The sequence below is a fragment of the Mycobacterium sp. NGS11 genome (assembly GCF_059813315.1).
Genome location: NZ_JCALEJ010000008.1, coordinates 33,992 through 58,534, shown reverse-complemented (window position 1 = coordinate 58,534; position 24,543 = coordinate 33,992). Strand labels below are relative to the sequence as shown.

Below are 24,543 nucleotides of genomic sequence, written 5' to 3'. Positions count from 1 at the left end.
CTTCCGTGCCAACCGTACAACCCTGCGACACGGACCGGAAATCGCGGGGATGTGTTTCTACCAAGTGTTTTTGGCTAGCGCGCCTCGTTGATGTTTTCCGCTAGCACGCCGATCACCTGATCCCACAACTGCTGTGGAAGATCATGACCCATGCCGTCGTATGTCACCAGTCGGGCCCCATCGATCGCCCGCGCCACGGCGCGCCCACCGGACGGGCGCATCAGCTTGTCGGCCCGGCCGTGGATCACCACGGTGGGCGCGGTGGTCTGGCGGTTGTAGCCACGCAGGCTGCCGCTGCCCAGCACCGCGTCGAAATGCCGGGCGACGCCCCACGGGTAGTAGCTGCGTTCGTAGCTTTCGATGGCCTCGGCCCGCAGCTGCTCCTCGGGAGCCGGGTACCGCGGGCTGCCGATGATCTTGCTGACGCGAATGGCATTGTCGATGATCACGTCGCGCGGCGAACTCGGCGCCGGTCCCTTGATGAGCGCCAGCAATTGGCGAGGCCCGGGCGGTGGCAAGAACGCCGAATTGTTGCTGGAGAAGATGATTCCCAGCGTCTTCGTCCGCTCTCGGAATCGCCCGGCGAAAATCTGGGCGATCATCCCGCCCATCGAAGCGCCCACGATGTGCGCCTGCTCGATGCCCAGGTGATCGAGCACGGCCGCGGCGTCGTCGGCCATGTCCTCGAGCTTGTACGCCGCTTTGCTCGGCAGCCCCAGAAAGGAGCGGACCAAGCGCATCACCAGCGGCTGCCCCGAGCTGCGACGCTGGGTCTTGCTCGAAAGGCCGACGTCGCGGTTGTCGTACCGGATGACGCGCAGCCGGTGCCCGACCAGCTTCTCGCAGAACGCGGTTCGCCACAGCAGCAGCTGGGCGCCCAGCCCCATGATCAGCAGCACGGGCGGGTCGTCGATGTCGCCCATGTCCTCGTAGTACAGCTTCAAGTCGCCCGATGTGGCGTTCCCGGCGCGGACCTCCATCAGACCTCGACGTCCGAGGAGTGCTCGCGGCTGACTTCGACCATGAAGTTCGCGAAATAACCCGTCAGTTGCGGATCCGACATCATCTGCCACCTGGGCGCCAGCAGCTTCATGTACCGCTCGACATAGAGGAATTGCTTGCCGATCAGCACCAGCTCGCGGGGGAGCTTGACGTCGTAGGCGTCGGCCAGCGCCGACAACTGCCGGCCGATGTCCGCGTAGGACATGTCGCCGAGTGTCTGCATGGTCAGCGGGGTCGCGAATTTTTCCAGGTCCTTGGCGGCCTCGGCCTCGGGCTTCATGGTGCCGACGGCGCCCATCAACACCACGATCTTGCCCGCCGCGGCGTGGTCCTTCTTGACCAGGAGCGCGTACACCAGCTCGCGCAGCAGCCAGCGGGTGCGGGGATCGATGCGGCCCATGATGCCGAAATCGAAGAAGACGATGCGGCCCTGATCGTCGACGTAGAGGTTGCCTGCGTGCAGGTCGCCGTGGAACAACCCGTGCCGCAACCCGCCCTCGAACAGCGAGAAGAGCAGCGCCTTGACCAGCTCGACACCGTCGAACCCGGCCTTGCGGATGGCCGCGACGTCGTCGATCCGGATGCCCTGCACCCGCTCCATCGTCAGCACCCGGTCGCTGGTGAAATCCCAGAACACCTGCGGCACCCGGATGTTCTTGCCCAGGGGGGAGGGGTGCAGGTGCGACACCCAGGCCTCCATCGACTGTGCCTCCAGCCGGAAGTTCAGCTCCTCGGCCAGGTTGTCGGAGAAGTCGGCGACCACGTCTTGCGCCGAGAGCCGCCGGCCCAGCTTGGCCAATTCGACGGCCTGCGCGAAACGCTTGAGGATCTGCAGGTCGGCCGCGACCCGGCGCCGGATCCCCGGTCGCTGGATCTTGACCACCACCTGCTCGCCGGTGTGCAGGGTGGCGTAGTGCACCTGGGCGATGGACGCCGACGCGAACGGCGTCTCGTCCCATTCGGCGAACAACTCCGACGGGTCGCCGCCCAGGTCTTCGACGATGAGCTTGTGCACCTCGCCGGAGTCGGCGGGCGGCACCCGGTCGAGCAGGCCGCGGAACTCGCGGGACAGGGATTCGCCGAACGCTCCGGGGCTGGACGCGATGATCTGCCCGAACTTGACGTACGTCGGTCCCAGGTCGGCGAAGGTCTGCGGCAGCTGCTTGATCACCTTCTGCTGCCACGGACCCCTACCCGGCAGCTTGGTGAGGATGCGAGCGCCGGTGCGGGTGACCTGCCAACCCGTCGCGGCTACCCGGGCCGCTTCGACCGGGAGCGGCACCCGGTCGAGCTTGGCTCCCTCTCGATGTTTGGTAGAGCTCATCAGTGCAGTGTGCCAAACCGGCACGGATGAATCCCAATCCTCTAACGCGGGCGGCCACCGCTTTCCCCGCTTTTCCAGGGCTGCACCCAGCCCTCGATCGCCCAGCCTTCCCGCGCGGCGATCAGCTCGTACATCGTGGCGCCGTCGATCGTCTCCCGGATGATGTCGGCGTGCCCGGAATGCCGGGCCAGCTCGTTGATCACGTGCAGGATCACCCAGCGCACCGACCAGGCCCGCTGATCCTTGGGAAACCACGGGATGTCCTGCGGAACGGGCACCGCGGCGTCCAGGTCGGCGGTCTCCACCAGCCGCAGCGACGTCGCGTTCTGCGCCTCGAACGCCCCCAGCAGCCCGGCCAGCGTCTCGTCGAGTCGCATCACGTGCTGATCGGCGAACTCCGCGGCGATCTGCTCGAACGGCCGGGGGTCTTTCGGCGGCGCGTCCGGTGCCGCGGCCACGCGCGCCATCCAGCTGCGTTGCATCCCGGTGGCGTGCTTGACCAGGCCGCCGATCGACAGCGCGCTGACCGAGGGCGTGGCTCGGGCCTGGTCGTCGGTGAGGCCATGGCTGACCGCGAAATAGGCGCTCTGGTGGTACGCCAGGAATTCGCGAAGGGCGCTGCGTTCGTCGGCCACCGGCGGGGCGAGGGCGGGCATTGATCGATCCTAGGGGCTCGCCGCGCCGTAAGGTTCGGGGATGCAGGTGGTTTCGGCATGCAACTGACGAAGGCCGAGTCGACCGAGCTGTTCGTCGGGCCACCGCATGCGCCGCTGCAGCTGGTCCGCGTCACCGTCGCCGAGTGTGCGGACCAGACGCCGGTCCGCGTCGACGGCCACGGCCTGCTCGGCGAGGCGGTTGCCGAACCCGGGCGCGAGGTCGTCGAGGTCGCGGTGACCGTGCAGGAGGGCGTCGTCGGGCAGCGCCGTTCCGCGCGGGTGCACGCCGGTGGCCAGCGGCTGCCGTTCGAGTTCACCGTGGCCGAGCCCGGCTGGACGATGTTCATGGTCAGCCACTTCCACTACGACCCGGTGTGGTGGAACACCCAGGGCGCGTACACCAGCGAGTGGGCCGAGGACCCGCCGGGACGAGCCCGCCAACGGAACGGCTTCGACCTGGTGCGTGCGCATCTGGAGATGGCGCGCCGCGATCCCGACTACAAGTTCGTGCTGGCCGAGGTCGACTACCTCAAGCCGTACTGGGACACCCGGCCCGAGGACCGGGCCGACCTGCGCCGGTTCATCGGCCAGGGCCGCGTCGAGGTGATGGGCGGCACCTACAACGAACCCAACACCAACCTCACCAGCCCCGAGACGACGATTCGAAACCTGGTGCACGGCATGGGTTTTCAGCGGAACGTCCTGGGCGCCAACCCGGCCACCGCGTGGCAGCTGGACGTGTTCGGCCACGATCCGCAATTCCCCGGGATGGCCGCCGACGCGGGGCTGACGTCGAGTTCGTGGGCCAGGGGCCCGCACCACCAGTGGGGTCCGGCGCTGGGCGGCGGCGATATCGAGCGGATGCAGTTCTGCAGCGAGTTCGAGTGGATCTCGCCATCGGGCCGCGGGCTGCTGACGCATTACATGCCGGCGCACTACTCGGCGGGCTGGTGGATGGACTCCGCGGCGTCGCTGGGCGAGGCCGAGAGTGCCACGTACGACCTTTTCGCTCAGCTCAAAAAGGTCGCCCTCACCCGCAATGTGCTGCTACCGGTCGGCACCGACTACACCCCGCCCAACAAGTGGGTCACCGAGATCCACCGCGACTGGGCCGCCCGTTACACCTGGCCGCGGTTCGTGTGCGGGCTGCCGTGCGAGTTCTTCGCGGCGGTGCGTGCCGAACTGGCGGATGGGCGCTGCGCGCCTGGAGAACCATCGCCCCAGACCCGGGACATGAACCCGATCTACACCGGCAAGGACGTCTCCTACATCGACACCAAGCAGGCCAACCGGGCCGCCGAGGACGCCGTGCTGGCGGCCGAGCGCTTCGCGGTGTTCGCCGGGCTGCTGACCGGCGCCGCGTACCCGCAGGCCGCCCTGGCCAAGGCCTGGGTGCAGCTGGTCTACGGCGCACACCACGACGCCATCACCGGCTCGGAATCCGACCAGGTGTACCTCGACCTGCTGACCGGATGGCGCGACGCGTGGGAGCTCGGCGGCACGGCCCGCGACCGCGCGCTGGCGGTGTTGTCCAACGCGGTCGACGGCGACGTGGTGGTGTGGAACCCGCTGACCTGCCCGCGCACCGACGTCGTCACCGTGCGCCTCGACCCGTTCCTGGGCGCGCGGGTCCGGGTGCTCGGCGCCGATGGTGTCGAGCTGGCCGCCCACGTCGAGCACGGCGGCCGGTCGATCAGCTGGTTGGCGCGCGACGTGCCGTCGCTGGGCTGGCGGGCGTATCGGCTGGTGCCCGGCGCAGGGGGCGATCCGGCCGGCTGGGAACCGGTGGTGGGAACGGCGATCTGCAACGAGCACTACCGCGTCGAGGTCGACCCGGCGCGCGGCGGCGGAGTCGCCTCGCTGATCCAGGACGGACGCGAGCTGATCGCCGACGGGCGGGTGGGCAACGAGCTGGCCGTCTACGAGGAGTATCCGGCGCACCCGAGCCAGGGCGAAGGCCCGTGGCATCTGCTGCCCAAGGGGCCGGTGGTGTGCTCGGCCGAAAGCCCCGCGCGGGTGCAGGCCTTTCATGGGCCGCTGGGCCAGCGAGTGGTGGTGCACGGCCGGGTCGGCACGCTGCTGCGCTACACGCAAACCCTGACCCTGTGGCACGGCGTCGCCCGGGTGGACTGCCGCACCACGATCGACGAGTTCACCGGCGCCGACCAGCTGGTGCGGCTGCGCTGGCCGTGCCCGGTGCCGGGCGCCATGCCGGTCAGCGAGGTGGGCGACGCCGTCGTCGGCCGCGGGTTTGCGCTGCTGCACCCCACCCCCGGCGGCCCCCGCTCGGTGGACACCGCCCAGCACCTGTGGACCCTGGACAACCCGGCGTACGGCTGGTTCGGCCTGTCCTCGGCGGCCCGGGTCCGGGTATCGGGCACCGGCGTGCGGGCGATCTCGGTCGCCGAGGTGGTGTCGCCGGCCGAGGCGGTGTCCGGTCCGCTGGCCCGCGAGCTGATGGTCGCGCTGGTCCGCGCCGGCGTCACGGCCACCTGCAGCTCCGCGGCCAAGCCGCGCTACGGCAACCTCGAGGTCGATTCGAACCTGCCCGACGCCCGCATCGCGCTGGGCGGGCCCGCGCGCAACGCCTTCGCCGCGGCCGTGCTGGCCGGGGCTCCGGCCCACGCCGCAGAACTGAAGCGCCAATTGGCGACGACCGGTCGGGCCCGAGTATGGGTGCCGGCCGAGACGCCGCTGAACGCCGTGTGGGTGCCCGACGCCGACCTGCGCGCGACGCGCGCGCTGCCGGTGCTGGTCATCGACGGCCACGACGAGGCCGACCTGCGGGCCGCCATCGCCGCCGTCGTCGACGACCTCGCCGACGCCGAGATCACCGTGTCGCAGCACGCACCCTCGGGGACAGGCGTTTTCGAGGACCACACCGTCGCCCTGCTCAACCGCGGGGTGCCCAGCTTCGCCGTCGACACCGAGGGCACGCTGCACACCGCGCTGATGCGTTCCTGCACCGGCTGGCCGTCGGGCATCTGGATCGACGACCCGCGGCGCACCGCGCCGGACGGGTCCAACTTCGGCCTGCAGCACTGGACCCACACCTTCGACTACGCGTTGGTCAGCGGGGCCGGCGACTGGCGGCGGGCCGAGATCCCCGCCCGCAGCGCGCAGTTCTCCCAGCCACTGCTCGCCGTCGCATCGGGCCGACCGGGGACCGCGCTGCCGCCGGCCGGGTCGCTGCTGCGCGTCGAGCCCGCCGAATCGGTACAGCTGGCCGCCCTCAAGGCGGCCGGAAACCCACTGGCCGCGGGCAGCGCGGCGCCGCTGGACCCGAACGAGGTCGCCCTGCGCTTGGTGGAGACCACCGGGGCGGGCGCCGACGTCGTCATCGACTCCGACGTCGCGACGGTGCGCGACCTGCGACGCGCCGATCTGCTGGAAACGCACCCCGAACGCGTGTCCTCGGTCGGGCTGCACGGCTACCAGGTGGCGACCGTGCTGGCCCGCTTCGGCGCGACCCGGGCCGCGACCGGCGCCCCCGACCTGGCCCCGAACGCCGAGGCCGCGCAGCCGCTGTACGCGCGGTACTGGCTGCACAATCGCGGCCCCGCGCCGCTCGGCGGGCTGCCGGCGGTCGCCCACCTGCACCCGCCACGGGTGACCGGGCAGGCCGGCGGCGAGGTGACGTTGCGCCTCACCGCGGCCAGCGACAGCACCGACGCCACGCTGCACGGCACGGTCACTTTGCGGTGTCCGGACGGCTGGACGGCCCGGCCCGCCGAACTGCCCTTCACCCTGCCGAGCGGTGACCACCTGCACACCGACGTGCTGGTCTCCGTCCCGGCGCGCGCCGAACCCGGCGTTTACCCGATCCGAGCCGAACTGCGCGTCACCGGCGACGAGGTCCCGCCGTCGTGGCGCCAGCCCGTTGAGGATGTGTGCGTGGTGACGGTGGGCGAGGCAGCCGATGAGCTCGTCTACCTGGCCGACGGTCCCGCCGAGGTCGCGCTGCGACCCGGCGAAGCGGGCACCCTGACCGTCACGGTCGGCAGCCACGCCGGCGCCGACCTGAATCTCGAGGCGCACCTGATCAGCCCGTGGGGCACCTGGGAATGGATCGGTCCCGGCGCGCTCGGCGCGGTGCTACCGGCCCGCTGCACCGTCGACCTAGGCTTCCAGCTGACACCGCCGGCCTGGCTCGAACCCGGCCAGTGGTGGGCGCTGGTGCGGATCGGCTGCGCGGGCCGACTGGTCTACTCGCCGGCGGTGAAGGTGACGGTGACATGAGCGTGCGGCCGATAGCGATCGTTGCCGGCGTGCCCGTTGCGCCTGGCGTGCTCGACGCCGCCGAAGCACGGCTGCGCGGCTCACGCGGCGCGGCCGGCCTGCCGGCCAGCGGCACCAGCGAGGGCCGTCAACTGCGGCGCTGGCTGACCCAGCTGATCGTCACCGAGCGGGTGGTCGCCGCGGAGGCGGCCGCGCGCGGGCTGACCGGACTCGGCGCGCCATCCGAGGCCGAGTTGCTGCCCGACGTGGCCGCCCGGCTGGAGCTCGGCAGCGTCGCCGCCGCCGCGCTGGCCGATCCGCGTGCCCGCGCGCTGTTCGCCGACGTCACCGCCGAGGTGCGGGTTGCCGACACCGAGGTGGCCGCCTACCACGCCCGCAACCCGCTGCGCTTCGCCGCGCCGCAACAGCTCGAACATGGCTGGTGCACAACGGCGTCCGCGGCACCACCGCTGGACGAGGTGCGATCGGCCATCGAAGAGCAGCTGCGCGGCGCCGCGCGACGGCGGGCCTTCCGGCTGTGGCTGGACGCGCGCCGCGCCGCGCTGGTCGAGCTGGCACCCGGCTACGAGCATCCCGGCGACCCTCGCCAACCCGACAACACCCACCGGCACTGAACGCCATGCTCACCCTCTGCCTGGACATCGGCGGCACCAAAATCGCTGTCGCACTGGCAGATTCGGCTGGAAAGCTGGTGCACACCGCCGTCCGCCCCACGCCGATCACGCCCGCCGCCGGCGACGTCTGGGCCGTCGTCGAAGCGATGATCGCCGACGCGCTGCAGGTTGCGGACGCTCCGGTTGGCGCCGTCGGGATCGCGTCGGCCGGGCCCATCGATGTGCGCAGCGGGGCGGTCAGCCCGATCAACATCGACAGCTGGGATCGTTTCCCGTTGCGCGACAAGGTCGCCGCGGCGGTGCCCGGACTGCCGGTGGTACTGGCCGGAGACGGCGTCTGTATGGCCTTGGCGGAGCACTGGATTGGAGCGGGGAAAGGCGCGGACGCCCGATTCCTGTTGGGCATGGTGGTTTCGACGGGGGTGGGCGGCGGTCTGGTGCTCGACGGTGTCCCCTATTCGGGGCGCACCGGCAACGCCGGCCACGTCGGGCATGTGGTGGTCGAACTGGACGGGCGGCCCTGCACCTGCGGCGGTCACGGTTGCGTGGAGACCGTGGCGTCCGGGCCGTGGCTGGTGCGCCGGGCGCGAGAGAACGGCTGGTCCGCGCCGGCCGGCGCCGGCGCCGGTGACCTGGCCGTTGCGGCGGCGGCCGGAGATCCGTTGGCCCAGCAGGCATTCCACCGGGGGGCCAACGCGCTGGCCGCGATGATCGCCTCGGTCGGCGCGGTGTGCGATCTGGATCTCGTGGTGATCGGGGGAGGGGTCGCCAAATCCGGGCCGCTGCTTTTCGACCCGCTGCGGGCGAAACTCGACGAATACGCCGGCCTGGACTTCTTGTCCGGGTTGCGGGTGGTGCCGGGCGAGCTGGGCGCTGATGCCGGGCTGATCGGCGCGGCCCGGCTCGCGGGCGGCAGCTGACCCGGCGCGGGTTTCGTGCCAGGGTCGTAGCCATGAACAACAGCATCGACGCGCTCGCGGTCGTGGTCACGGGACTCTTGGTCGGCGTGGAGCTGGGCGTCGCGGTCTTCTTCCACCCGCTCATCGCCCGGTTGCCCGACGACGGCTTCCGCGCGGCCCGCGGCGGCGCCGCCCGAGCGCTGGGCACGACGATGCCGTTCTGGTACGCGATCGTCCTGCTGCTGGTGGGCTCGCTCGCCATCCAGGAACGCGGCGAGCAGCGCGACTGGCTGTGCGGCGTCGCCGCCGGCCTGATGGCCGCGGTGATCCTCCTGACGCTGACCATGCTGGTGCCGATCAACAACCGCATCGCGAAATGGCCGAGCACCGGCGAGTTGTCCCGCGAGCTCGCCGCCCGCTGGGATCGGCGGCACCGCGTCCGGGTGATCCTGCTGCTGGCCGTGTTCGTCCTGCTGGCCCTCGCCGTCACCTGAGGCCGCCGTTTTGGCTGATCGCGCTGGCAACGCTATTGTGTTAGCCGATCCACCGAAGACCGTCGGTCACCGAGCAATCGGTTGAAGGTCCGGGAGCATCCCGGCGGCCCACGCAGGAGGACGAGGCATCAGCGCCGGCTCGCGCCGGCGCCTATCCACGCCCCGGCCGCTTCTGCGCCGGGGCGTTCGTCGTTCTTCGGGGGAATCGGGACGACACGTCGCATTGACTTTCAGGAGGTAGGCATGGCCAGGGCTGACAAGGCCACCGCCGTTGCAGACATTGCCGAGCAGTTCAAGGAAGCGACCGCGACTCTGATCACGGAGTACCGCGGTCTGACCGTCGCCAACCTGGCCGAGCTGCGGCGCTCACTGGGCGGGGCGGCCACCTACTCGGTGGCCAAGAACACGCTGGTCAAGCGTGCGGCTTCGGAGGCCGGGGTCGAGGGGCTCGACGAGCTCTTCGCCGGCCCGACGGCTATCGCATTCGTCAAAGGGGAACCGGTCGACGCCGCCAAGGCCATCAAGACCTTCGCCAAGGAGCACAAGGCGCTGGTCATCAAGGGCGGCTACATGGACGGCCGGGCTCTGACGGTCGCCGAAGTCGAGCGCATCGCCGACCTCGAGTCTCGCGAGGTGCTGTTGGCCAAGCTGGCGGGCGCGATGAAGGGCAACCTGGCCAAGGCGGCCGGGCTGTTCAACGCTCCGGCGTCGCAGGTCGCCCGCCTTGCGGCCGCCCTGCAAGAGAAGAAGGCCGCAGAGGGGCCGGCAGCTCCCGCGGAGCCCGCGGCCGCCGCGGAGGCCACCACCCCGGAACCCGCACCGGACGCAGCCGCCGAGGCGCCGGAAACCCCGGCCGAAGCCGAATAACAACCACCCCGGAACCTGGGAAAAACAAGGAAGGACCCGTACCCATGGCAAAGATGTCTACCGACGACCTGCTCGACGCTTTCAAGGAAATGACCCTGCTGGAGCTCTCCGACTTCGTGAAGAAGTTCGAGGAGACCTTCGAGGTCACCGCGGCCGCCCCGGTCGCCGTTGCCGCCGCCGGTGGTGGCGCCGCCGGTGGTGCGCCCGCCGAGGCCGCCGAGGAGCAGTCGGAGTTCGACGTGATCCTCGAGGCCGCCGGCGACAAGAAGATCGGCGTCATCAAGGTGGTCCGCGAGATCGTCTCCGGCCTGGGCCTCAAGGAGGCCAAGGACCTGGTCGACGGCGCGCCCAAGCCGCTGCTGGAGAAGGTGGCCAAGGAGGCCGCCGACGAGGCCAAGACCAAGCTCGAGGCCGCCGGCGCCACCGTCACCGTCAAGTAGGTCTACTGCGCGCAAACCCCCGGGATCGCCATCCCGGGGGTTTCGTGCGTTCAGCGCCTGGCCGACTGTAGCGACTGCGCCACCCGCTCGGGTGAATCCCCAAGGGCGGCAAGCAGATTCGTAGTCATCGCGGTAAGCACCGGTACCACCGCCGAGTCGTCGTCGCCGTAGTAGCCGGCCAGCTCCAGCATGACGAACCCGTGGATCAACGCCCAGAACTGGGCCGCGGTGGCCACGACGGACGCATCGTCGTCGGCGGCACCCACCGTGATCCGGCCGGCCAGCATGCATCGGTGCACCCCGCGCACCACGTGGGCGAAGCTGGGGTAGCGCCGCTCGATCTCGGCGACCGTCAGCGTCAGGACGTTGTGGGCGGGCGCATTGATGCCGTGTGCGCTGGTGCTGCCGAACATCAGCCGATACATGTGCGGGCGCCTGATGGCGTAGCGGCGGTAGGCCGCACCCACGACGAAGAGATCGGTAACCGGGTCGGCGGTCTGCGGTACCGTCAGCGCCGCGTCGAACTGCCGCAGCCCCTCCTCGGCCACCTCGGCGATCAGCCCGCGCATGCCGCCAAAGTGGGTGTACACCGCCATCGTGGAGGTGCCCGCGGCGCCGGCGACCTTGCGCGTCTGCAGGGCGTCCGGCCCGTGTTCGTCGAGCAGGCCGACCGCGGCGTGCAGCATCTCCGCCCGAACGCTGCGCTGAACGTCTGAAGTCATCCTTGCCATCTTCTCATCGGCGGCGTAGCGTGCCAATAACGCCGAAATAACAATGTTATAGGAGTTCAGCATGGCGACCACGACGACCGCCAAGCCCGGCAACCCGTACCTCGAGGACTTCCTGGCGCCGGTGAGCGCGGAAGTCACCGCGCACGATCTGCGGGTCACCGGCCGCATCCCCGAACACCTCGACGGTCGCTACCTGCGCAACGGGCCGAACCCCGTCGCGGAGGTGAACCCGGCCGTCTACCACTGGTTCAGCGGCGACGGCATGGTGCACGGCGTGGGATTGCGCGACGGGCAGGCCCGTTGGTACCGCAACCGCTGGGTGCGCACCGCGCACGTGTGCGCGGCATTGAACGAGCCGGCACCCCCGGGGCTGGACTCGCGCGCCGGGATGCTGTCCGTGGGCCCGAACACCAACGTGCTGAGCCATGCCGGCCAAACGCTCGCGCTCGTCGAGGGCGGCGGGGCGAATTACCGGCTGACCGAGGAACTGGACACCGAGGGGGCGTGCGATTTCGACGGCACCCTGTTCGGGGGCTATACCGCCCATCCGCACCGCGACCCCCGTACCGGCGAATTGCACGCGGTGTCCTACGCGTTCACCCGCGGGCGGACCGTGCAGTACTCCGTGATCGATACCGCCGGCCGGGCCCGTCGCACCGTCGACATCGAGGTGTCAGGGTCGCCGATGATGCACGACTTCTCGCTGACCGACAAATACGTGGTGATCTACGACCTGCCGGTGACGTTCGATCCCGTGCAGGTGATGCCGGCGAACGTGCCGCGGTGGTTGAGTTTGCCGGCCCGGCTCGTGATGCAGTCGCTGATCGGACGCGTCCGGGTCCCCGGTCCGGTGACCACGATGATCAACCGCAATCGCGAACCGATCAGTCGGATGCCGTACCGCTGGAATCCTGACTACCCGGCGCGCATCGGGGTCATGCCGCGCGAGGGCCGTGGGAGCAACGCGGGCAAGGATGCCATCCGCTGGTTCGACATCGAACCCTGTTATGTCTATCACCCGCTCAACGCCTACTCCGAGATACGCGGTGGCGCAGAGGTTTTGGTGCTCGATGTGGTCCGCTACTCGCGGATGTTCGACCACGACCTGCGCGGCCCCGGCGACAGCCGGCCGACGCTGGACCGCTGGACGATCAACCTTGCGACCGGCGCGGTCAGCAGCGAACGTCGCGACGATCGTCCACAGGAGTTCCCGCGCATCAACGAGGGCCTGCTGGGCGGGCGGCACCGATTCGGCTACACCATCGGCACCGACGGCGGCTACCTGGCGAACGGGGCATCCGAGATGTCCACCGCGCTCTACAAACACGACTACGCCACGGGATCCAGCGCGGTTGCGGCCCTCGATGCCGGCCTTTTACTCGGCGAGATGTCCTTTGTGCCCAACCCCGGGGCCCGCGCCGAGGATGACGGCATCCTGATGGGCTTCGGCTATCACCGCGACCGCGACGAAGGCCAGCTGGTCTTGCTGGACGCGCAGACGCTCGAGCACGTGGCCACCGTCCACCTGCCGCAGCGGGTGCCGATGGGCTTTCACGGCAACTGGGCGCCCGCTGGCTAACACGTGCGTCAAATAAGTGCTGCCGCGCGGGCTTCCGGGTGGTCTCAGGACGGCCAATTTTTCCGGCTGTCGTGCGCATCCCTGATGCCGTGTGGCAGGCGTGCGCTACAGTGACTCATGCCACATAAAAGGGCAGGTGGCGGGCACGACTGTCGACGGAAGGATTCCCCATGGGCGTCGCTATCGAGGTGAATGGACTGACGAAGTCCTTCGGCTCCTCGAGGATTTGGGAAGACGTGACGCTGGAAATCCCCGCCGGGGAGGTCAGCGTCCTACTGGGACCATCGGGTACCGGCAAATCGGTTTTCCTGAAGTCCCTGATCGGTTTGTTGCGGCCCGAGCGCGGCTCGGTCGTCATCGACGGCACCGACATCCTGCAGTGTTCGGCCAAGGAGCTCTACGAGATCCGCACGCTGTTCGGCGTCATGTTCCAGGACGGCGCGCTGTTCGGTTCGATGAACCTGTTCGACAACGCGGCGTTCCCCCTGCGCGAGCACACCAAGAAGAAGGAAGGCGAGATCCGTGACATCGTCATGGAGAAGCTGACCCTGGTCGGTCTCGGTGGCGACGAGAAGAAGTTCCCCGGGGAGATCTCCGGCGGTATGCGCAAGCGCGCCAGCCTGGCCCGCGCCCTGGTGATGGACCCGCAGATCATCCTGTGCGACGAGCCCGACTCCGGTCTGGACCCGGTCCGTACCGCCTACCTGAGCCAGCTGATCCTCGACATCAACGCCCAGATCGACGCCACGGTGCTGATCGTTACCCACAACATCAACATCGCCCGCACGGTGCCCGACAACATGGGCATGCTGTTCCGCCGCAAGCTGGTCATGTTCGGCCCGCGCGAGGTGCTGCTGACCAGCGACGAGCCCGTCGTGCGGCAGTTCCTCAACGGCCGCCGGATCGGCCCGATCGGCATGTCCGAGGAGAAGGACGAGGCGACCATGGCCGAAGAGCAGGCCCTGCTCGACGCGGGTCACCACGCCGGCGGTGTCGAGGAGATCGAGGGGGTGCCCCCGCAGATCACCGCCACGCCCGGCATGCCCGAGCGCAAGGCCGTCGCCCGCCGCCAGGCCCGGGTGCGCGAGATTCTGCACACCCTGCCGAAGAACGCGCAGGCCGCCATCCTCGACGACCTCGAAGGGACCCACAAGTTCCGGTCGCACGAGTTCGGCGACTAGGGCCAGGGTGGCACCGGGTTTCGCGCTAACTCCGCGTAACACTCCCGGCCCGCCCTCTTGACGACGGGCCGTAAACGGGCCAGTCTGTTGGGCAGCATGTATCCAGTGGAGAGTCGAGATGCCAGCCAGCGCCGATGTCCCTGGACTGCTAATGCTGGGCAGTTGAGGAATGCGCCGTCCTGCGCTATTGTTGGACGTTGCGCTGGCTACCTCCTGCCCACCTCACCCGCCACCTGACACCGTGGTCTAAGCCTGAGCCCCGTAAGCGGCTTAGTTCTAGTTGCGCGTGAGATCCGGACAGATCGTCCGCCGGCCGAACCGACACAATTCGCGGCGAGCTGGCCGGTGGTCCCGGTCTTCGTGAGTCGCACGAGGTGCTGGAAGGATGCATCTTGGCAGATTTCCGCCAGAGCAAGACGGATCGCCCACAAAGTTCCTCTAACGGAAGTTCCTCAAACGGCTCCGTGCCCGGAGCGCCCAACCGAGTTTCCTTCGCCAAGCTCCGTGAACCGCTCGAGGTTCCGGGCCTGCTTGACGTGCAGATCGACTCCTTCGAGTGGTTGATCGGCGCGCCGCGGTGGCGCGAGGCGGCCGCCGCACGCGGGGACGTCACTCCGGTGGGTGGCCTGGAAGAGGTGCTCTACGAGCTCTCGCCGATCGAGGACTTCTCCGGCTCGATGTCGCTGTCGTTCTCCGACCCGCGTTTCGACGAGGTCAAGGCGCCGGTCGACGAGTGCAAAGACAAGGACATGACGTACGCGGCCCCGCTGTTCGTCACGGCCGAGTTCATCAACAACAACACCGGCGAGATCAAGAGCCAGACGGTGTTCATGGGTGACTTCCCGATGATGACCGAGAAGGGCACCTTCATCATCAACGGCACCGAGCGCGTGGTGGTCAGCCAGCTGGTCCGCTCGCCCGGTGTGTATTTCGACGAGTCCATCGACAAGTCGACCGAGAAGCTGTTGCACAGCGTCAAGGTGATCCCGAGCCGCGGCGCCTGGCTGGAGTTCGACGTCGACAAGCGCGACACCGTCGGCGTCCGCATCGACCGCAAGCGCCGCCAGCCCGTCACCGTCTTGCTCAAGGCGCTGGGCTGGACGAACGAGCAGATCACGGAGCGGTTCGGCTTCTCCGAGATCATGATGTCGACGCTGGAGAAGGACAACACCGCCGGCACCGACGAGGCGCTGCTGGACATCTACCGCAAGCTGCGTCCGGGCGAGCCGCCGACCAAGGAGTCCGCGCAGACCCTGCTGGAGAACCTGTTCTTCAAGGAGAAGCGTTACGACCTGGCCCGCGTCGGCCGCTACAAGGTCAACAAGAAGCTCGGCCTGCACACGGGCGAGCCGATCACGTCGTCGACGCTCACCGAGGAAGACGTCGTCGCCACCATCGAATACCTGGTCCGGCTGCACCACGCCCGTACGGATGGCCAGCCCGCTGTCATGACCGTCCCCGGCGGCACCGAGGTGCCGGTGGAGACCGACGACATCGACCACTTCGGCAACCGCCGGCTGCGCACCGTGGGTGAGCTGATCCAGAACCAGATCCGGGTCGGCATGTCGCGCATGGAGCGCGTGGTCCGGGAGCGGATGACCACGCAGGACGTCGAGGCCATCACGCCGCAGACCCTGATCAACATTCGGCCGGTCGTCGCCGCGATCAAGGAGTTCTTCGGCACCAGCCAGCTGTCGCAGTTCATGGACCAGAACAACCCGCTGTCCGGGCTGACCCACAAGCGTCGTCTCTCGGCGCTGGGCCCCGGTGGTCTGTCCCGTGAGCGTGCCGGCCTGGAGGTACGTGACGTCCACCCGTCGCACTACGGCCGCATGTGCCCGATCGAGACCCCGGAAGGGCCGAACATCGGCCTGATCGGCTCGCTGTCGGTGTACGCGCGGGTCAACCCGTTCGGGTTCATCGAGACGCCCTACCGCAAGGTGGTCGACGGTGTGGTCTCCGACGAGATCCACTACCTGACCGCCGACGAGGAGGACCGCCACGTGGTGGCGCAGGCCAACTCGCCGATCGACGCCAAGGGCCGGTTCGAAGAGGCACGCGTGCTGGTCCGCCGGAAGGCGGGCGAGGTCGAGTACGTGCCCTCGTCCGAGGTGGACTACATGGACGTCTCGCCGCGCCAGATGGTGTCGGTGGCCACGGCCATGATCCCGTTCCTCGAGCACGACGACGCCAACCGCGCCCTGATGGGTGCCAACATGCAGCGCCAGGCCGTTCCGCTGGTGCGCAGCGAGGCGCCGCTGGTCGGTACCGGCATGGAGCTGCGCGCGGCGATCGACGCCGGCGACGTGGTGGTGGCCGACAAGGCCGGCGTCATCGAGGAGGTCTCCGCCGACTACATCACCGTGATGGCCGACGACGGCACCCGGCACACCTACCGGATGCGCAAGTTCGAGCGGTCCAACCACGGCACCTGCGCCAACCAGTCGCCGATCGTCGACGCGGGGGAGCGGGTCGAGGCCGGCCAGGTCATCGCCGACGGTCCCTGCACCGAGAACGGTGAGATGGCGCTGGGCAAGAACCTGCTCGTGGCGATCATGCCGTGGGAGGGCCACAACTACGAGGACGCGATCATCCTCTCCAACCGGCTGGTTGAGGAGGACGTGCTCACCTCGATCCACATCGAGGAGCACGAGATCGACGCCCGCGACACCAAGCTGGGCGCCGAGGAGATCACCCGGGACATCCCGAACGTCTCCGACGAGGTGCTGGCCGACCTGGACGAGCGCGGCATCGTGCGCATCGGTGCCGAGGTCCGCGACGGCGACATCCTGGTCGGCAAGGTCACCCCGAAGGGTGAAACCGAGCTGACCCCGGAGGAGCGGCTGCTGCGCGCGATCTTCGGTGAGAAGGCCCGCGAGGTTCGCGACACCTCCCTGAAGGTGCCGCACGGCGAGTCCGGCAAGGTCATCGGCATCCGGGTGTTCTCCCGCGAGGACGACGACGAGCTGCCGGCCGGCGTCAACGAGCTGGTGCGCGTCTACGTGGCCCAGAAGCGCAAGATCTCCGACGGCGACAAGCTCGCCGGACGCCACGGCAACAAGGGCGTCATCGGCAAGATCCTGCCGCAGGAGGACATGCCGTTCCTGCCGGACGGCACCCCGGTGGACATCATCCTGAACACCCACGGTGTGCCGCGACGGATGAACATCGGCCAGATCCTGGAAACCCACCTCGGGTGGGTGGCCAAGTCCGGCTGGAACATCGACGGTTCGCCCGACTGGGCGGTCAACCTGCCCGAACAGCTGCTGCACGCGCAGCCGAACCAGATCGTCTCGACGCCGGTGTTCGACGGCGCCAAGGAGGAGGAGCTGGCCGGCATGCTGTCCTGCACGCTGCCCAACCGCGACGGTGAGGTCATGGTCAACGGCGACGGCAAGGCGGTGCTGTTCGACGGCCGCAGCGGTGAGCCGTTCCCGTACCCGGTGACCGTCGGCTACATGTACATCATGAAGCTGCACCACCTGGTGGACGACAAGATCCACGCCCGCTCCACCGGCCCGTACTCGATGATCACCCAGCAGCCGCTGGGTGGTAAGGCGCAGTTCGGTGGCCAGCGCTTCGGTGAGATGGAGTGCTGGGCCATGCAGGCCTACGGCGCGGCGTACACGCTGCAGGAGCTGTTGACCATCAAGTCCGACGACACCGTCGGTCGGGTCAAGGTCTACGAGGCGATCGTCAAGGGCGAGAACATCCCGGAGCCCGGCATTCCCGAGTCCTTCAAGGTGTTGCTCAAGGAGCTGCAGTCGCTGTGCCTCAATGTCGAGGTGCTCTCCAGCGACGGTGCGGCGATCGAGCTGCGCGAAGGCGAGGACGAGGACCTGGAGCGGGCGGCGGCGAACCTGGGAATCAACTTGTCCCGCAACGAATCCGCGTCCGTCGAGGATCTCGCCTAACAACGTTTTTCAGTTACTAAACCCGCAAGGGGAAAGGGAGTTACGTGCTCGACGTCAACTTCTTCGATGAACTCCGTATCGGTCTGGCCACCGCGGAGGACATCAGGCAATGGTCTTACGGCGAGGTCAAGAAGCCGGAGACGATCAACTACCGCACGCTGAAGCCGGAGAAGGACGGCCTGTTCTGCGAGAAGATCTTCGGACCGACTCGCGACTGGGAGTGCTACTGCGGCAAGTACAAGCGGGTCCGGTTCAAGGGCATCATCTGTGAGCGCTGCGGCGTCGAGGTGACCCGCGCCAAGGTGCGTCGCGAGCGGATGGGCCACATCGAGCTGGCGGCGCCCGTCACGCACATCTGGTACTTCAAGGGCGTGCCGAGCCGGCTGGGCTACCTGCTCGACCTGGCGCCGAAGGATCTCGAGAAGATCATCTACTTCGCCGCCTACGTCATCACGTCGGTCGACGACGAGATGCGCCACAACGAGCTCTCGACGCTCGAGGCCGAAATGATGGTGGAGCGCAAGGCCATTGAGGACCAGCGCGACGCCGACCTGGAGGCCCGCGCCCAAAAGCTCGAGGCCGACCTGGCCGAGCTGGAAGCCGAGGGCGCCAAGGCCGACGCGCGCCGCAAGGTTCGCGATGGCGGCGAGCGCGAGATGCGTCAGCTGCGCGACCGGGCCCAGCGTGAGCTGGACCGGCTCGAGGAGATCTGGACGACCTTCACCAAGCTCGCCCCCAAGCAGCTGATCGTCGACGAGAACCTCTACCGCGAGCTGATCGACCGCTTCGGTGAGTACTTCACCGGCGCCATGGGCGCGGAGTCGATCCAGAAGCTGATCGAGAACTTCGACATCGACGCCGAGGCCGAGATCCTGCGGGACGTCATCCGGAACGGCAAGGGGCAGAAGAAGCTTCGCGCCCTCAAGCGCCTGAAGGTCGTCGCCGCGTTCCAGCAGTCGGGCAACTCCCCGATGGGCATGGTGCTCGACGCGGTTCCGGTGATCCCCCCGGAGCTGCGCCCGATGGTGCAGCTCGACGGTGGCCGGTTCGCCACGTCGGACCTGAACGACCTGTACCGCCGCGTGATCAACCGCAACAACCGCCTCAAGAGGCTGATCGACCTCGGCGCGCCCGAGATCATCGTCAACAACGAGAAGCGGATGCTGCAGGAGTCGGTGGACGCGCTGTTCGACAACGGCCGTCGCGGCCGCCCGGTCACCGGGCCGGGTAACCGCCCGCTGAAGTCGCTGTCGGATCTGCTCAAGGGTAAGCAGGGCCGGTTCCGCCAGAACCTGCTCGGTAAGCGCGTCGACTACTCGGGCCGTTCGGTCATCGTGGTCGGCCCGCAGCTCAAGTTGCACCAGTGCGGTCTGCCCAAGCTGATGGCGCTGGAGCTGTTCAAGCCGTTCGTGATGAAGCGGCTGGTCGACCTCAACCACGCGCAGAACATCAAGAGCGCCAAGCGCATGGTGGAGCGTCAGCGTCCGCAGGTGTGGGACGTGCTCGAAGAGGTCATCGCCGAGCACCCGGTGCTGCTGAACCGCGCACCCACCCTGCACCGCTTGGGCATCCAGGCCTTCGAGCCGATGCTGGTGGAGGGCAAGGCGATTCAGCTGCACCCGCTGGTGTGTGAGGCGTTCAACGCCGACTTCGACGGCGACCAGATGGCGGTGCACCTGCCGCTGTCCGCCGAGGCGCAGGCCGAGGCCCGCATCCTGATGCTGTCTTCTAACAACATCCTGTCGCCCGCATCGGGCCGTCCGCTGGCCATGCCGCGTCTGGACATGGTGACCGGTCTGTACTTCCTGACCACCGAGGTCGAGGGCGACAAGGGCGAATTCAAGGCGGCCGCCAAGGACGAGCCCGAGGTCGGGGTGTACTCCTCGCCGGCCGAGGCGATCATGGCGTCCGACCGTGGCGTGCTGTCGGTGCGGGCCAAGATCAAGGTGCGGCTGACCCAGTTGCGTCCGCCCGCGGAGATCGAGGCCGAGCTGTTCGGCGCCAACGGCTGGCAGCCGGGCGACGCCTGGATGGCCGAGACCACTTTGGGCCGTGTGCTTTTCAACGAGCTGCTGCCGGTGGGCTACCCGTTCGTGAACAAGCAGATGCACAAGAAGGTGCAGGCGTCGATCATCAACGATCTGGCCGAGCGCTACCCGATGATCGTCGTCGCGCAGACCGTGGACAAGCTCAAGGACGCCGGTTTCTACTGGGCGACCCGCAGCGGTGTCACGGTCTCGATGGCCGACGTGCTCGTCCCGCCGCGCAAGAAGGAGATCCTCGACCAGTACGAGGACCGGGCCGAGAAGGTCGAAAAGCAGTTCCAGCGTGGTGCTTTGAACCACGACGAGCGCAACGAGGCGCTGGTGGAGATCTGGAAGGAAGCCACCGACGAGGTCGGTCAGGCGCTGCGTGAGCACTACCCGGCCGACAACCCGATCATCACGATCGTGGACTCGGGCGCCACGGGTAACTTCACCCAGACGCGAACGCTGGCCGGCATGAAGGGTCTGGTGACCAACCCGAAGGGTGAGTTCATCCCGCGTCCGGTCAAGTCGTCGTTCCGTGAGGGCCTGACCGTGCTGGAGTACTTCATCAACACGCACGGCGCCCGAAAGGGCCTGGCGGACACCGCGTTGCGCACCGCCGACTCGGGTTACCTGACCCGTCGTCTGGTGGACGTCAGCCAGGACGTCATCGTCCGCGAGCACGACTGCGAGACCGAGCGGGGCATCATCGTCGAGCTGGCCGAGCGTCAGCCGGACGGCACCCTGATCCGCGACCCGTACATCGAAACCTCGGCGTACGCGCGGACTTTGGGCGCCGACGCGGTCGACGAGGCCGGCAATGTCGTCGTCGCGCGTGGCGAGGACCTCGGCGACCCGTCGATCGAGGCCCTGCTGGCCGCGGGCATCACGCAGATCAAGGTGCGCTCGGTGCTGACCTGCACCACCGGCACCGGCGTGTGCGCGACCTGTTACGGGCGGTCCATGGCCACCGGGAAGCTGGTCGACATCGGCGAGGCCGTCGGTATCGTCGCGGCGCAGTCCATCGGTGAGCCCGGTACCCAGCTGACCATGCGTACCTTCCACCAGGGTGGGGTCGGTGAGGACATCACCGGCGGTCTGCCCCGGGTGCAGGAGCTGTTCGAGGCCCGCATCCCGCGCGGCAAGGCGCCGATCGCCGACGTCACCGGTCGGGTGCGCCTCGAGGACGGTGAGCGGTTCTACAAGATCACCATCGTTCCCGACGACGGCAGCGAAGAGGTCGTGTACGACAAGCTCTCCAAGCGGCAGCGGCTGCGGGTGTTCAAGCACGAAGACGGGTCCGAGCGGGTGCTGTCCGACGGCGACCACGTCGAGGTGGGCCAGCAGCTGATGGAGGGTTCGGCCGACCCGCACGAGGTGTTGCGCGTGCAGGGCCCCCGCGAGGTGCAGATCCACCTGGTCCGCGAGGTCCAGGAGGTCTACCGCGCCCAGGGTGTGTCGATCCACGACAAGCACATCGAGGTGATCGTTCGCCAGATGCTGCGCCGCGTCACCATCATCGACTCGGGCTCGACGGAGTTCCTGCCCGGTTCGCTGATCGACCGTGCCGAGTTCGAGGCGGAGAACCGCCGGGTGGTGGCCGAGGGCGGCGAACCCGCCGCCGGACGTCCGGTCCTGATGGGTATCACGAAGGCGTCGCTGGCCACCGACTCGTGGCTGAGTGCGGCGTCGTTCCAGGAGACCACGAGAGTGCTGACCGATGCGGCGATCAACTGCCGCAGCGACAAGCTCAACGGTCTGAAGGAGAACGTGATCATCGGAAAGCTGATCCCGGCCGGTACCGGCATCAACCGGTACCGCAACATCCAGGTGCAGCCGACCGAGGAGGCCCGGGCCGCCGCGTACACGATCCCGTCCTACGAGGATCAGTACTACAGCCCGGACTTCGGCCAGGCCACCGGCGCCGCGGTGCCGCTGGACGACTACGGCTACAGCGACTACCGCTAGTCGACAACGAAAAAGCCCCGGGTTCGCCCGGGGCTTTTTCGTTGTGTTCCCTCGCCGAACGTGCAACTAAGTTCACGCTCGCCGCCGAACGTGCAACTAAGTTCACATTCGCGGTCGAGCTAGGTGCGTCACAGCCCCTCACTACACTGGCCGACGTGCTCATCGGTTCACACGTCCGCAACGACGACCCGTTGGCCGCCGCGCAAACCGACGGCGCCGACGTCGTGCAGTTCTTCCTCGGCAACCCGCAGAGCTGGAAGAAACCCAAGCCGCGCGACGACGCCGAGGCGCTGAAGGCGTCGGCCATTCCGCTGTACGTCCATGCGCCGTACCTGATCAACGTGGCCTCGGCCAACAACCGCATCCGCATCCCGTCGCGCAAGATCTTGCAGGACACCTGCGACGCGGCCGCGGCCATCGACGCGACGGCGGTCATCGTGCATGGCGGCCACGCCGACGACGACGACATGGAGGCCGGCTTCGAGCGCTGGGTCAAAGCGCTGGACTATCTGGAAACGGACGTGCAGGTGTATCTGGAGAACACCGCCGGCGGCGACCACGCAATGGCCCGTTACTTCGACACCATCGGCAAGCTGTGGGATCACATCGGCGACAAGGGAATTGGCTTCTGCCTGGATACGTGTCACGCCTGGGCCGCCGGCGAGGCACTGATCGATGCGGTCGACAGGATCAAGGCCCTGACCGGACGCATCGATCTGGTGCACTGCAACGACTCGAGGGACGCGGCGGGTTCCGGCGCCGACCGGCACGCCAACTTCGGCACCGGCCAGATCGACCCGGCGCTGCTCGTCGCCGTGGTCGAGGCCGCCGGCGCGCCGGTGATCTGCGAGACCGCGGACGAGGGCCGCAAGGACGACATCGCCTTCCTGCGGGAGAACGTCAAGGACTGACCCGTCCGCCTGTTACACCTCTTGTGCAACTGTCGGGAAAATGTAACATTGGTGGCATGCCGGATACCCACGTCGTCACCAACCAGGTCCCGCCCCTGGAGAACCACAATCCCGCCAGCTTCCCGGTGCTGATCGAGGCCCTGATCCGCGAGGGCGGGCAGTGGGGCCTGGACGAGGTGAACGAGGTGGGTGCGCTCTCGGGCAGCCACCAGACGCAGCGGTGGGGCGAGCTCGCCGACCGCAACCGGCCCGTCCTGCACACCCACGACCGCAACGGTCACCGCGTCGACGAGGTCGAATACGACCCGGCCTACCACGAGCTGATGCGCGCCGCGGTCGCCCACGGCCTGCACGCCGCGCCCTGGGCCGACGAGCGCCCGGGCGCACACGTCGTGCGCGCCGCCAAGACCTCGGTGTGGACGGCGGAACCGGGCCACATGTGCCCGATCTCGATGACATACGCCGTCGTTCCCGCGCTGCGCTTCAACCCCGAGCTGGCCAAGGTGTACGAGCCGCTGCTGACCAGCCGCGAATACGACCCCGAGCTCAGGCTGGCCACCACCAAGCCGGGCATCACCGCGGGCATGTCGATGACCGAGAAGCAGGGCGGCTCCGACGTGCGCGCCGGCACCACCGAGGCCATCCCCATTGGCCCCAACGCCTCCGGCACCTACCGCCTGACCGGCCACAAGTGGTTCACCTCGGCGCCGATGTGCGACATCTTCCTGGTGCTGGCGCAGGCGCCGGGCGGGCTGTCCTGCTTCCTGCTGCCGCGGGTCCTGCCCGACGGCAGCCGCAACCGGATGTTCCTGCAGCGGCTCAAGGACAAGTTGGGCAACCACGCCAACGCGTCCAGCGAGGTGGAATACGACGGCGCCGTCGCGTGGCTGGTGGGGGAGGAAGGGCGCGGGGTGCCCACCATCATCGAGATGGTCAACCTCACCCGGCTGGACTGCACGCTGGGCAGCGCGACAAGCATGCGCACCGGCCTGACCCGTGCGATCTACCACGCCCAGCACCGAAAGGCCTTCGGCGCCTACCTGATCGACCAACCGCTGATGCGTAACGTGCTGGCCGACCTGGCCGTCGAGGCGGAGGCGGCCACCATCGTCGCGATGCGGATGGCCGGCGCCACCGACAAGGCCGTGCGCGGCGACCAGCGCGAGGCGCTGCTGCGCCGCATCGGCCTGGCGGCAAGCAAGTACTGGGTGTGCAAGCGCGCCACGCCGCACGCCGCCGAGGCGCTGGAATGCCTGGGCGGCAACGGCTATGTCGAGGACTCCGGCATGCCGCGGCTGTACCGCGAGGCGCCGCTGATGGGCATCTGGGAGGGCTCGGGCAACGTCAGTGCACTGGACACGTTGCGCGCCATGGCAACTCGCCCCGAATGCATCGAGGTGCTGTTCGACGAGCTCGCCGACGGCGCGGGCCAGGATCCACGCCTGGCCGGCCACGTCGCGCGGCTGCGCGAACAGCTGGGCGACCTGGAGACCATCGCCTACCGCGGCCGCAAGGTGGCAGAGGACATCTGCCTGGCGCTGCAGGGCTCGTTGCTGGTCCGCCACGGCCACCCCGCCGTGGCCGAGGCGTTCCTGACCACCCGGCTCGACCGGCGATGGGGCGGTGCGTTCGGCACCATGCCGGACGGGCTCGACCTCGCACCCATCCTGGAGCGGGCGCTGGTCAAGGGCTGAGCC

At 68.5% G+C, this 24,543-nt stretch carries 16 protein-coding genes; 12 read left to right on the top strand and 4 right to left on the bottom strand.

Annotated features, from left to right (window positions below):
* Positions 1 to 74: 74 nt before the first annotated feature.
* The 3 genes from AC5Y4T_RS12350 to AC5Y4T_RS12340 are packed head-to-tail and all read right to left on the bottom strand — an operon-like array spanning position 75 to position 2,961.
* The gene (locus AC5Y4T_RS12350) at positions 75 to 980 is read right to left on the bottom strand and encodes an alpha/beta fold hydrolase (protein WP_499953263.1); all 906 of its coding nucleotides are present in this window, start codon (positions 978 to 980) and stop codon (positions 75 to 77) included.
* The gene (locus AC5Y4T_RS12345) at positions 980 to 2,326 is read right to left on the bottom strand and encodes an ABC1 kinase family protein (protein WP_499918176.1); all 1,347 of its coding nucleotides are present in this window, start codon (positions 2,324 to 2,326) and stop codon (positions 980 to 982) included. The genes AC5Y4T_RS12350 and AC5Y4T_RS12345 overlap by 1 nt, the downstream gene beginning before the upstream one ends.
* Positions 2,327 to 2,367: 41 nt before the next feature.
* Entirely contained in the window at positions 2,368 to 2,961 is a 594-nt protein-coding gene (locus AC5Y4T_RS12340) for a DinB family protein (protein WP_499953498.1), read from the bottom strand.
* 78 nt (positions 2,962 to 3,039) lie between these two features.
* Between AC5Y4T_RS12340 and AC5Y4T_RS12335 the strand changes: the two genes are divergently transcribed.
* The 6 genes from AC5Y4T_RS12335 to rplL all read left to right on the top strand — a co-directional run bounded on the left by AC5Y4T_RS12335 (position 3,040) and on the right by rplL (position 10,535).
* Entirely contained in the window at positions 3,040 to 7,221 is a 4,182-nt protein-coding gene (locus AC5Y4T_RS12335) for a glycoside hydrolase family 38 N-terminal domain-containing protein (protein WP_499953259.1), read from the top strand.
* Positions 7,218 to 7,835, top strand: a complete 618-nt coding sequence (locus tag AC5Y4T_RS12330) for a DUF7158 domain-containing protein (protein ID WP_499953257.1) — start codon at positions 7,218 to 7,220, stop codon at positions 7,833 to 7,835. Before AC5Y4T_RS12335 ends, AC5Y4T_RS12330 begins: the two co-directional genes overlap by 4 nt.
* 5 nt (positions 7,836 to 7,840) lie before the next feature.
* Positions 7,841 to 8,755, top strand: coding sequence for an ROK family protein (locus AC5Y4T_RS12325; RefSeq protein ID WP_499953255.1), 915 nt, complete (start codon positions 7,841 to 7,843; stop codon positions 8,753 to 8,755).
* 32 nt (positions 8,756 to 8,787) lie between these two features.
* Complete coding sequence (locus AC5Y4T_RS12320; RefSeq protein ID WP_499918180.1) at positions 8,788 to 9,228, top strand: anthrone oxygenase family protein; 441 nt, start codon at positions 8,788 to 8,790, stop codon at positions 9,226 to 9,228.
* A 243-nt stretch (positions 9,229 to 9,471) separates the two neighbouring features.
* Entirely contained in the window at positions 9,472 to 10,095 is a 624-nt protein-coding gene (gene rplJ / locus AC5Y4T_RS12315) for a 50S ribosomal protein L10 (protein ID WP_499918181.1), read from the top strand.
* 44 nt (positions 10,096 to 10,139) lie between these two features.
* Positions 10,140 to 10,535, top strand: a complete 396-nt coding sequence (gene rplL, locus AC5Y4T_RS12310; RefSeq protein ID WP_007767831.1) for a 50S ribosomal protein L7/L12 — start codon at positions 10,140 to 10,142, stop codon at positions 10,533 to 10,535.
* Positions 10,536 to 10,585: 50 nt separating this feature from the next.
* Here the strand turns inward: rplL and AC5Y4T_RS12305 are convergent, their stop codons facing one another.
* The gene (locus AC5Y4T_RS12305; protein ID WP_499918182.1) at positions 10,586 to 11,257 is read right to left on the bottom strand and encodes a TetR/AcrR family transcriptional regulator; all 672 of its coding nucleotides are present in this window, start codon (positions 11,255 to 11,257) and stop codon (positions 10,586 to 10,588) included.
* 70 nt (positions 11,258 to 11,327) lie between these two features.
* Here AC5Y4T_RS12305 and AC5Y4T_RS12300 point away from each other — a divergent pair, with 70 nt between their 5' ends.
* From AC5Y4T_RS12300 to AC5Y4T_RS12275, 6 genes are all read left to right on the top strand, one after another.
* Positions 11,328 to 12,845, top strand: coding sequence for a carotenoid oxygenase family protein (locus AC5Y4T_RS12300; protein WP_499953253.1), 1,518 nt, complete (start codon positions 11,328 to 11,330; stop codon positions 12,843 to 12,845).
* 170 nt (positions 12,846 to 13,015) lie between these two features.
* Positions 13,016 to 14,026, top strand: a complete 1,011-nt coding sequence (locus AC5Y4T_RS12295; RefSeq protein ID WP_065121948.1) for an ABC transporter ATP-binding protein — start codon at positions 13,016 to 13,018, stop codon at positions 14,024 to 14,026.
* 392 nt (positions 14,027 to 14,418) lie between these two features.
* Complete coding sequence (gene rpoB, locus AC5Y4T_RS12290) at positions 14,419 to 17,940, top strand: DNA-directed RNA polymerase subunit beta (protein ID WP_499918184.1); 3,522 nt, start codon at positions 14,419 to 14,421, stop codon at positions 17,938 to 17,940.
* Positions 17,941 to 17,984: 44 nt separating this feature from the next.
* Positions 17,985 to 21,935, top strand: a complete 3,951-nt coding sequence (locus tag AC5Y4T_RS12285) for a DNA-directed RNA polymerase subunit beta' (RefSeq protein ID WP_499918185.1) — start codon at positions 17,985 to 17,987, stop codon at positions 21,933 to 21,935.
* A 155-nt stretch (positions 21,936 to 22,090) separates the two neighbouring features.
* Positions 22,091 to 22,846: a deoxyribonuclease IV gene (locus AC5Y4T_RS12280; protein WP_499918186.1), complete on the top strand. Its 756-nt coding sequence runs from the start codon at positions 22,091 to 22,093 to the stop codon at positions 22,844 to 22,846.
* A 56-nt stretch (positions 22,847 to 22,902) separates the two neighbouring features.
* Complete coding sequence (locus AC5Y4T_RS12275; RefSeq protein ID WP_499953250.1) at positions 22,903 to 24,540, top strand: acyl-CoA dehydrogenase family protein; 1,638 nt, start codon at positions 22,903 to 22,905, stop codon at positions 24,538 to 24,540.
* The last annotated feature ends 3 nt before the right edge of the window (positions 24,541 to 24,543 follow it).

What these genes read in the sequence shown, in the direction of transcription:
- AC5Y4T_RS12350 (WP_499953263.1), bottom strand. Translation starts at nt 980, where the DNA reads ATGGAGGTCCGCGCCGGGAACGCCACATCGGGCGACTTGAAGCTGTAC.
- AC5Y4T_RS12345 (WP_499918176.1), bottom strand. Translation starts at nt 2,326, where the DNA reads ATGAGCTCTACCAAACATCGAGAGGGAGCCAAGCTCGACCGGGTGCCG.
- AC5Y4T_RS12335 (WP_499953259.1), top strand. Translation starts at nt 3,040, where the DNA reads ATGCAACTGACGAAGGCCGAGTCGACCGAGCTGTTCGTCGGGCCACCG.
- AC5Y4T_RS12330 (WP_499953257.1), top strand. Translation starts at nt 7,218, where the DNA reads ATGAGCGTGCGGCCGATAGCGATCGTTGCCGGCGTGCCCGTTGCGCCT.
- AC5Y4T_RS12325 (WP_499953255.1), top strand. Translation starts at nt 7,841, where the DNA reads ATGCTCACCCTCTGCCTGGACATCGGCGGCACCAAAATCGCTGTCGCA.
- AC5Y4T_RS12320 (WP_499918180.1), top strand. Translation starts at nt 8,788, where the DNA reads ATGAACAACAGCATCGACGCGCTCGCGGTCGTGGTCACGGGACTCTTG.
- rplJ (WP_499918181.1), top strand. Translation starts at nt 9,472, where the DNA reads ATGGCCAGGGCTGACAAGGCCACCGCCGTTGCAGACATTGCCGAGCAG.
- rplL (WP_007767831.1), top strand. Translation starts at nt 10,140, where the DNA reads ATGGCAAAGATGTCTACCGACGACCTGCTCGACGCTTTCAAGGAAATG.
- AC5Y4T_RS12305 (WP_499918182.1), bottom strand. Translation starts at nt 11,257, where the DNA reads ATGACTTCAGACGTTCAGCGCAGCGTTCGGGCGGAGATGCTGCACGCC.
- AC5Y4T_RS12300 (WP_499953253.1), top strand. Translation starts at nt 11,328, where the DNA reads ATGGCGACCACGACGACCGCCAAGCCCGGCAACCCGTACCTCGAGGAC.
- AC5Y4T_RS12295 (WP_065121948.1), top strand. Translation starts at nt 13,016, where the DNA reads ATGGGCGTCGCTATCGAGGTGAATGGACTGACGAAGTCCTTCGGCTCC.
- AC5Y4T_RS12275 (WP_499953250.1), top strand. Translation starts at nt 22,903, where the DNA reads ATGCCGGATACCCACGTCGTCACCAACCAGGTCCCGCCCCTGGAGAAC.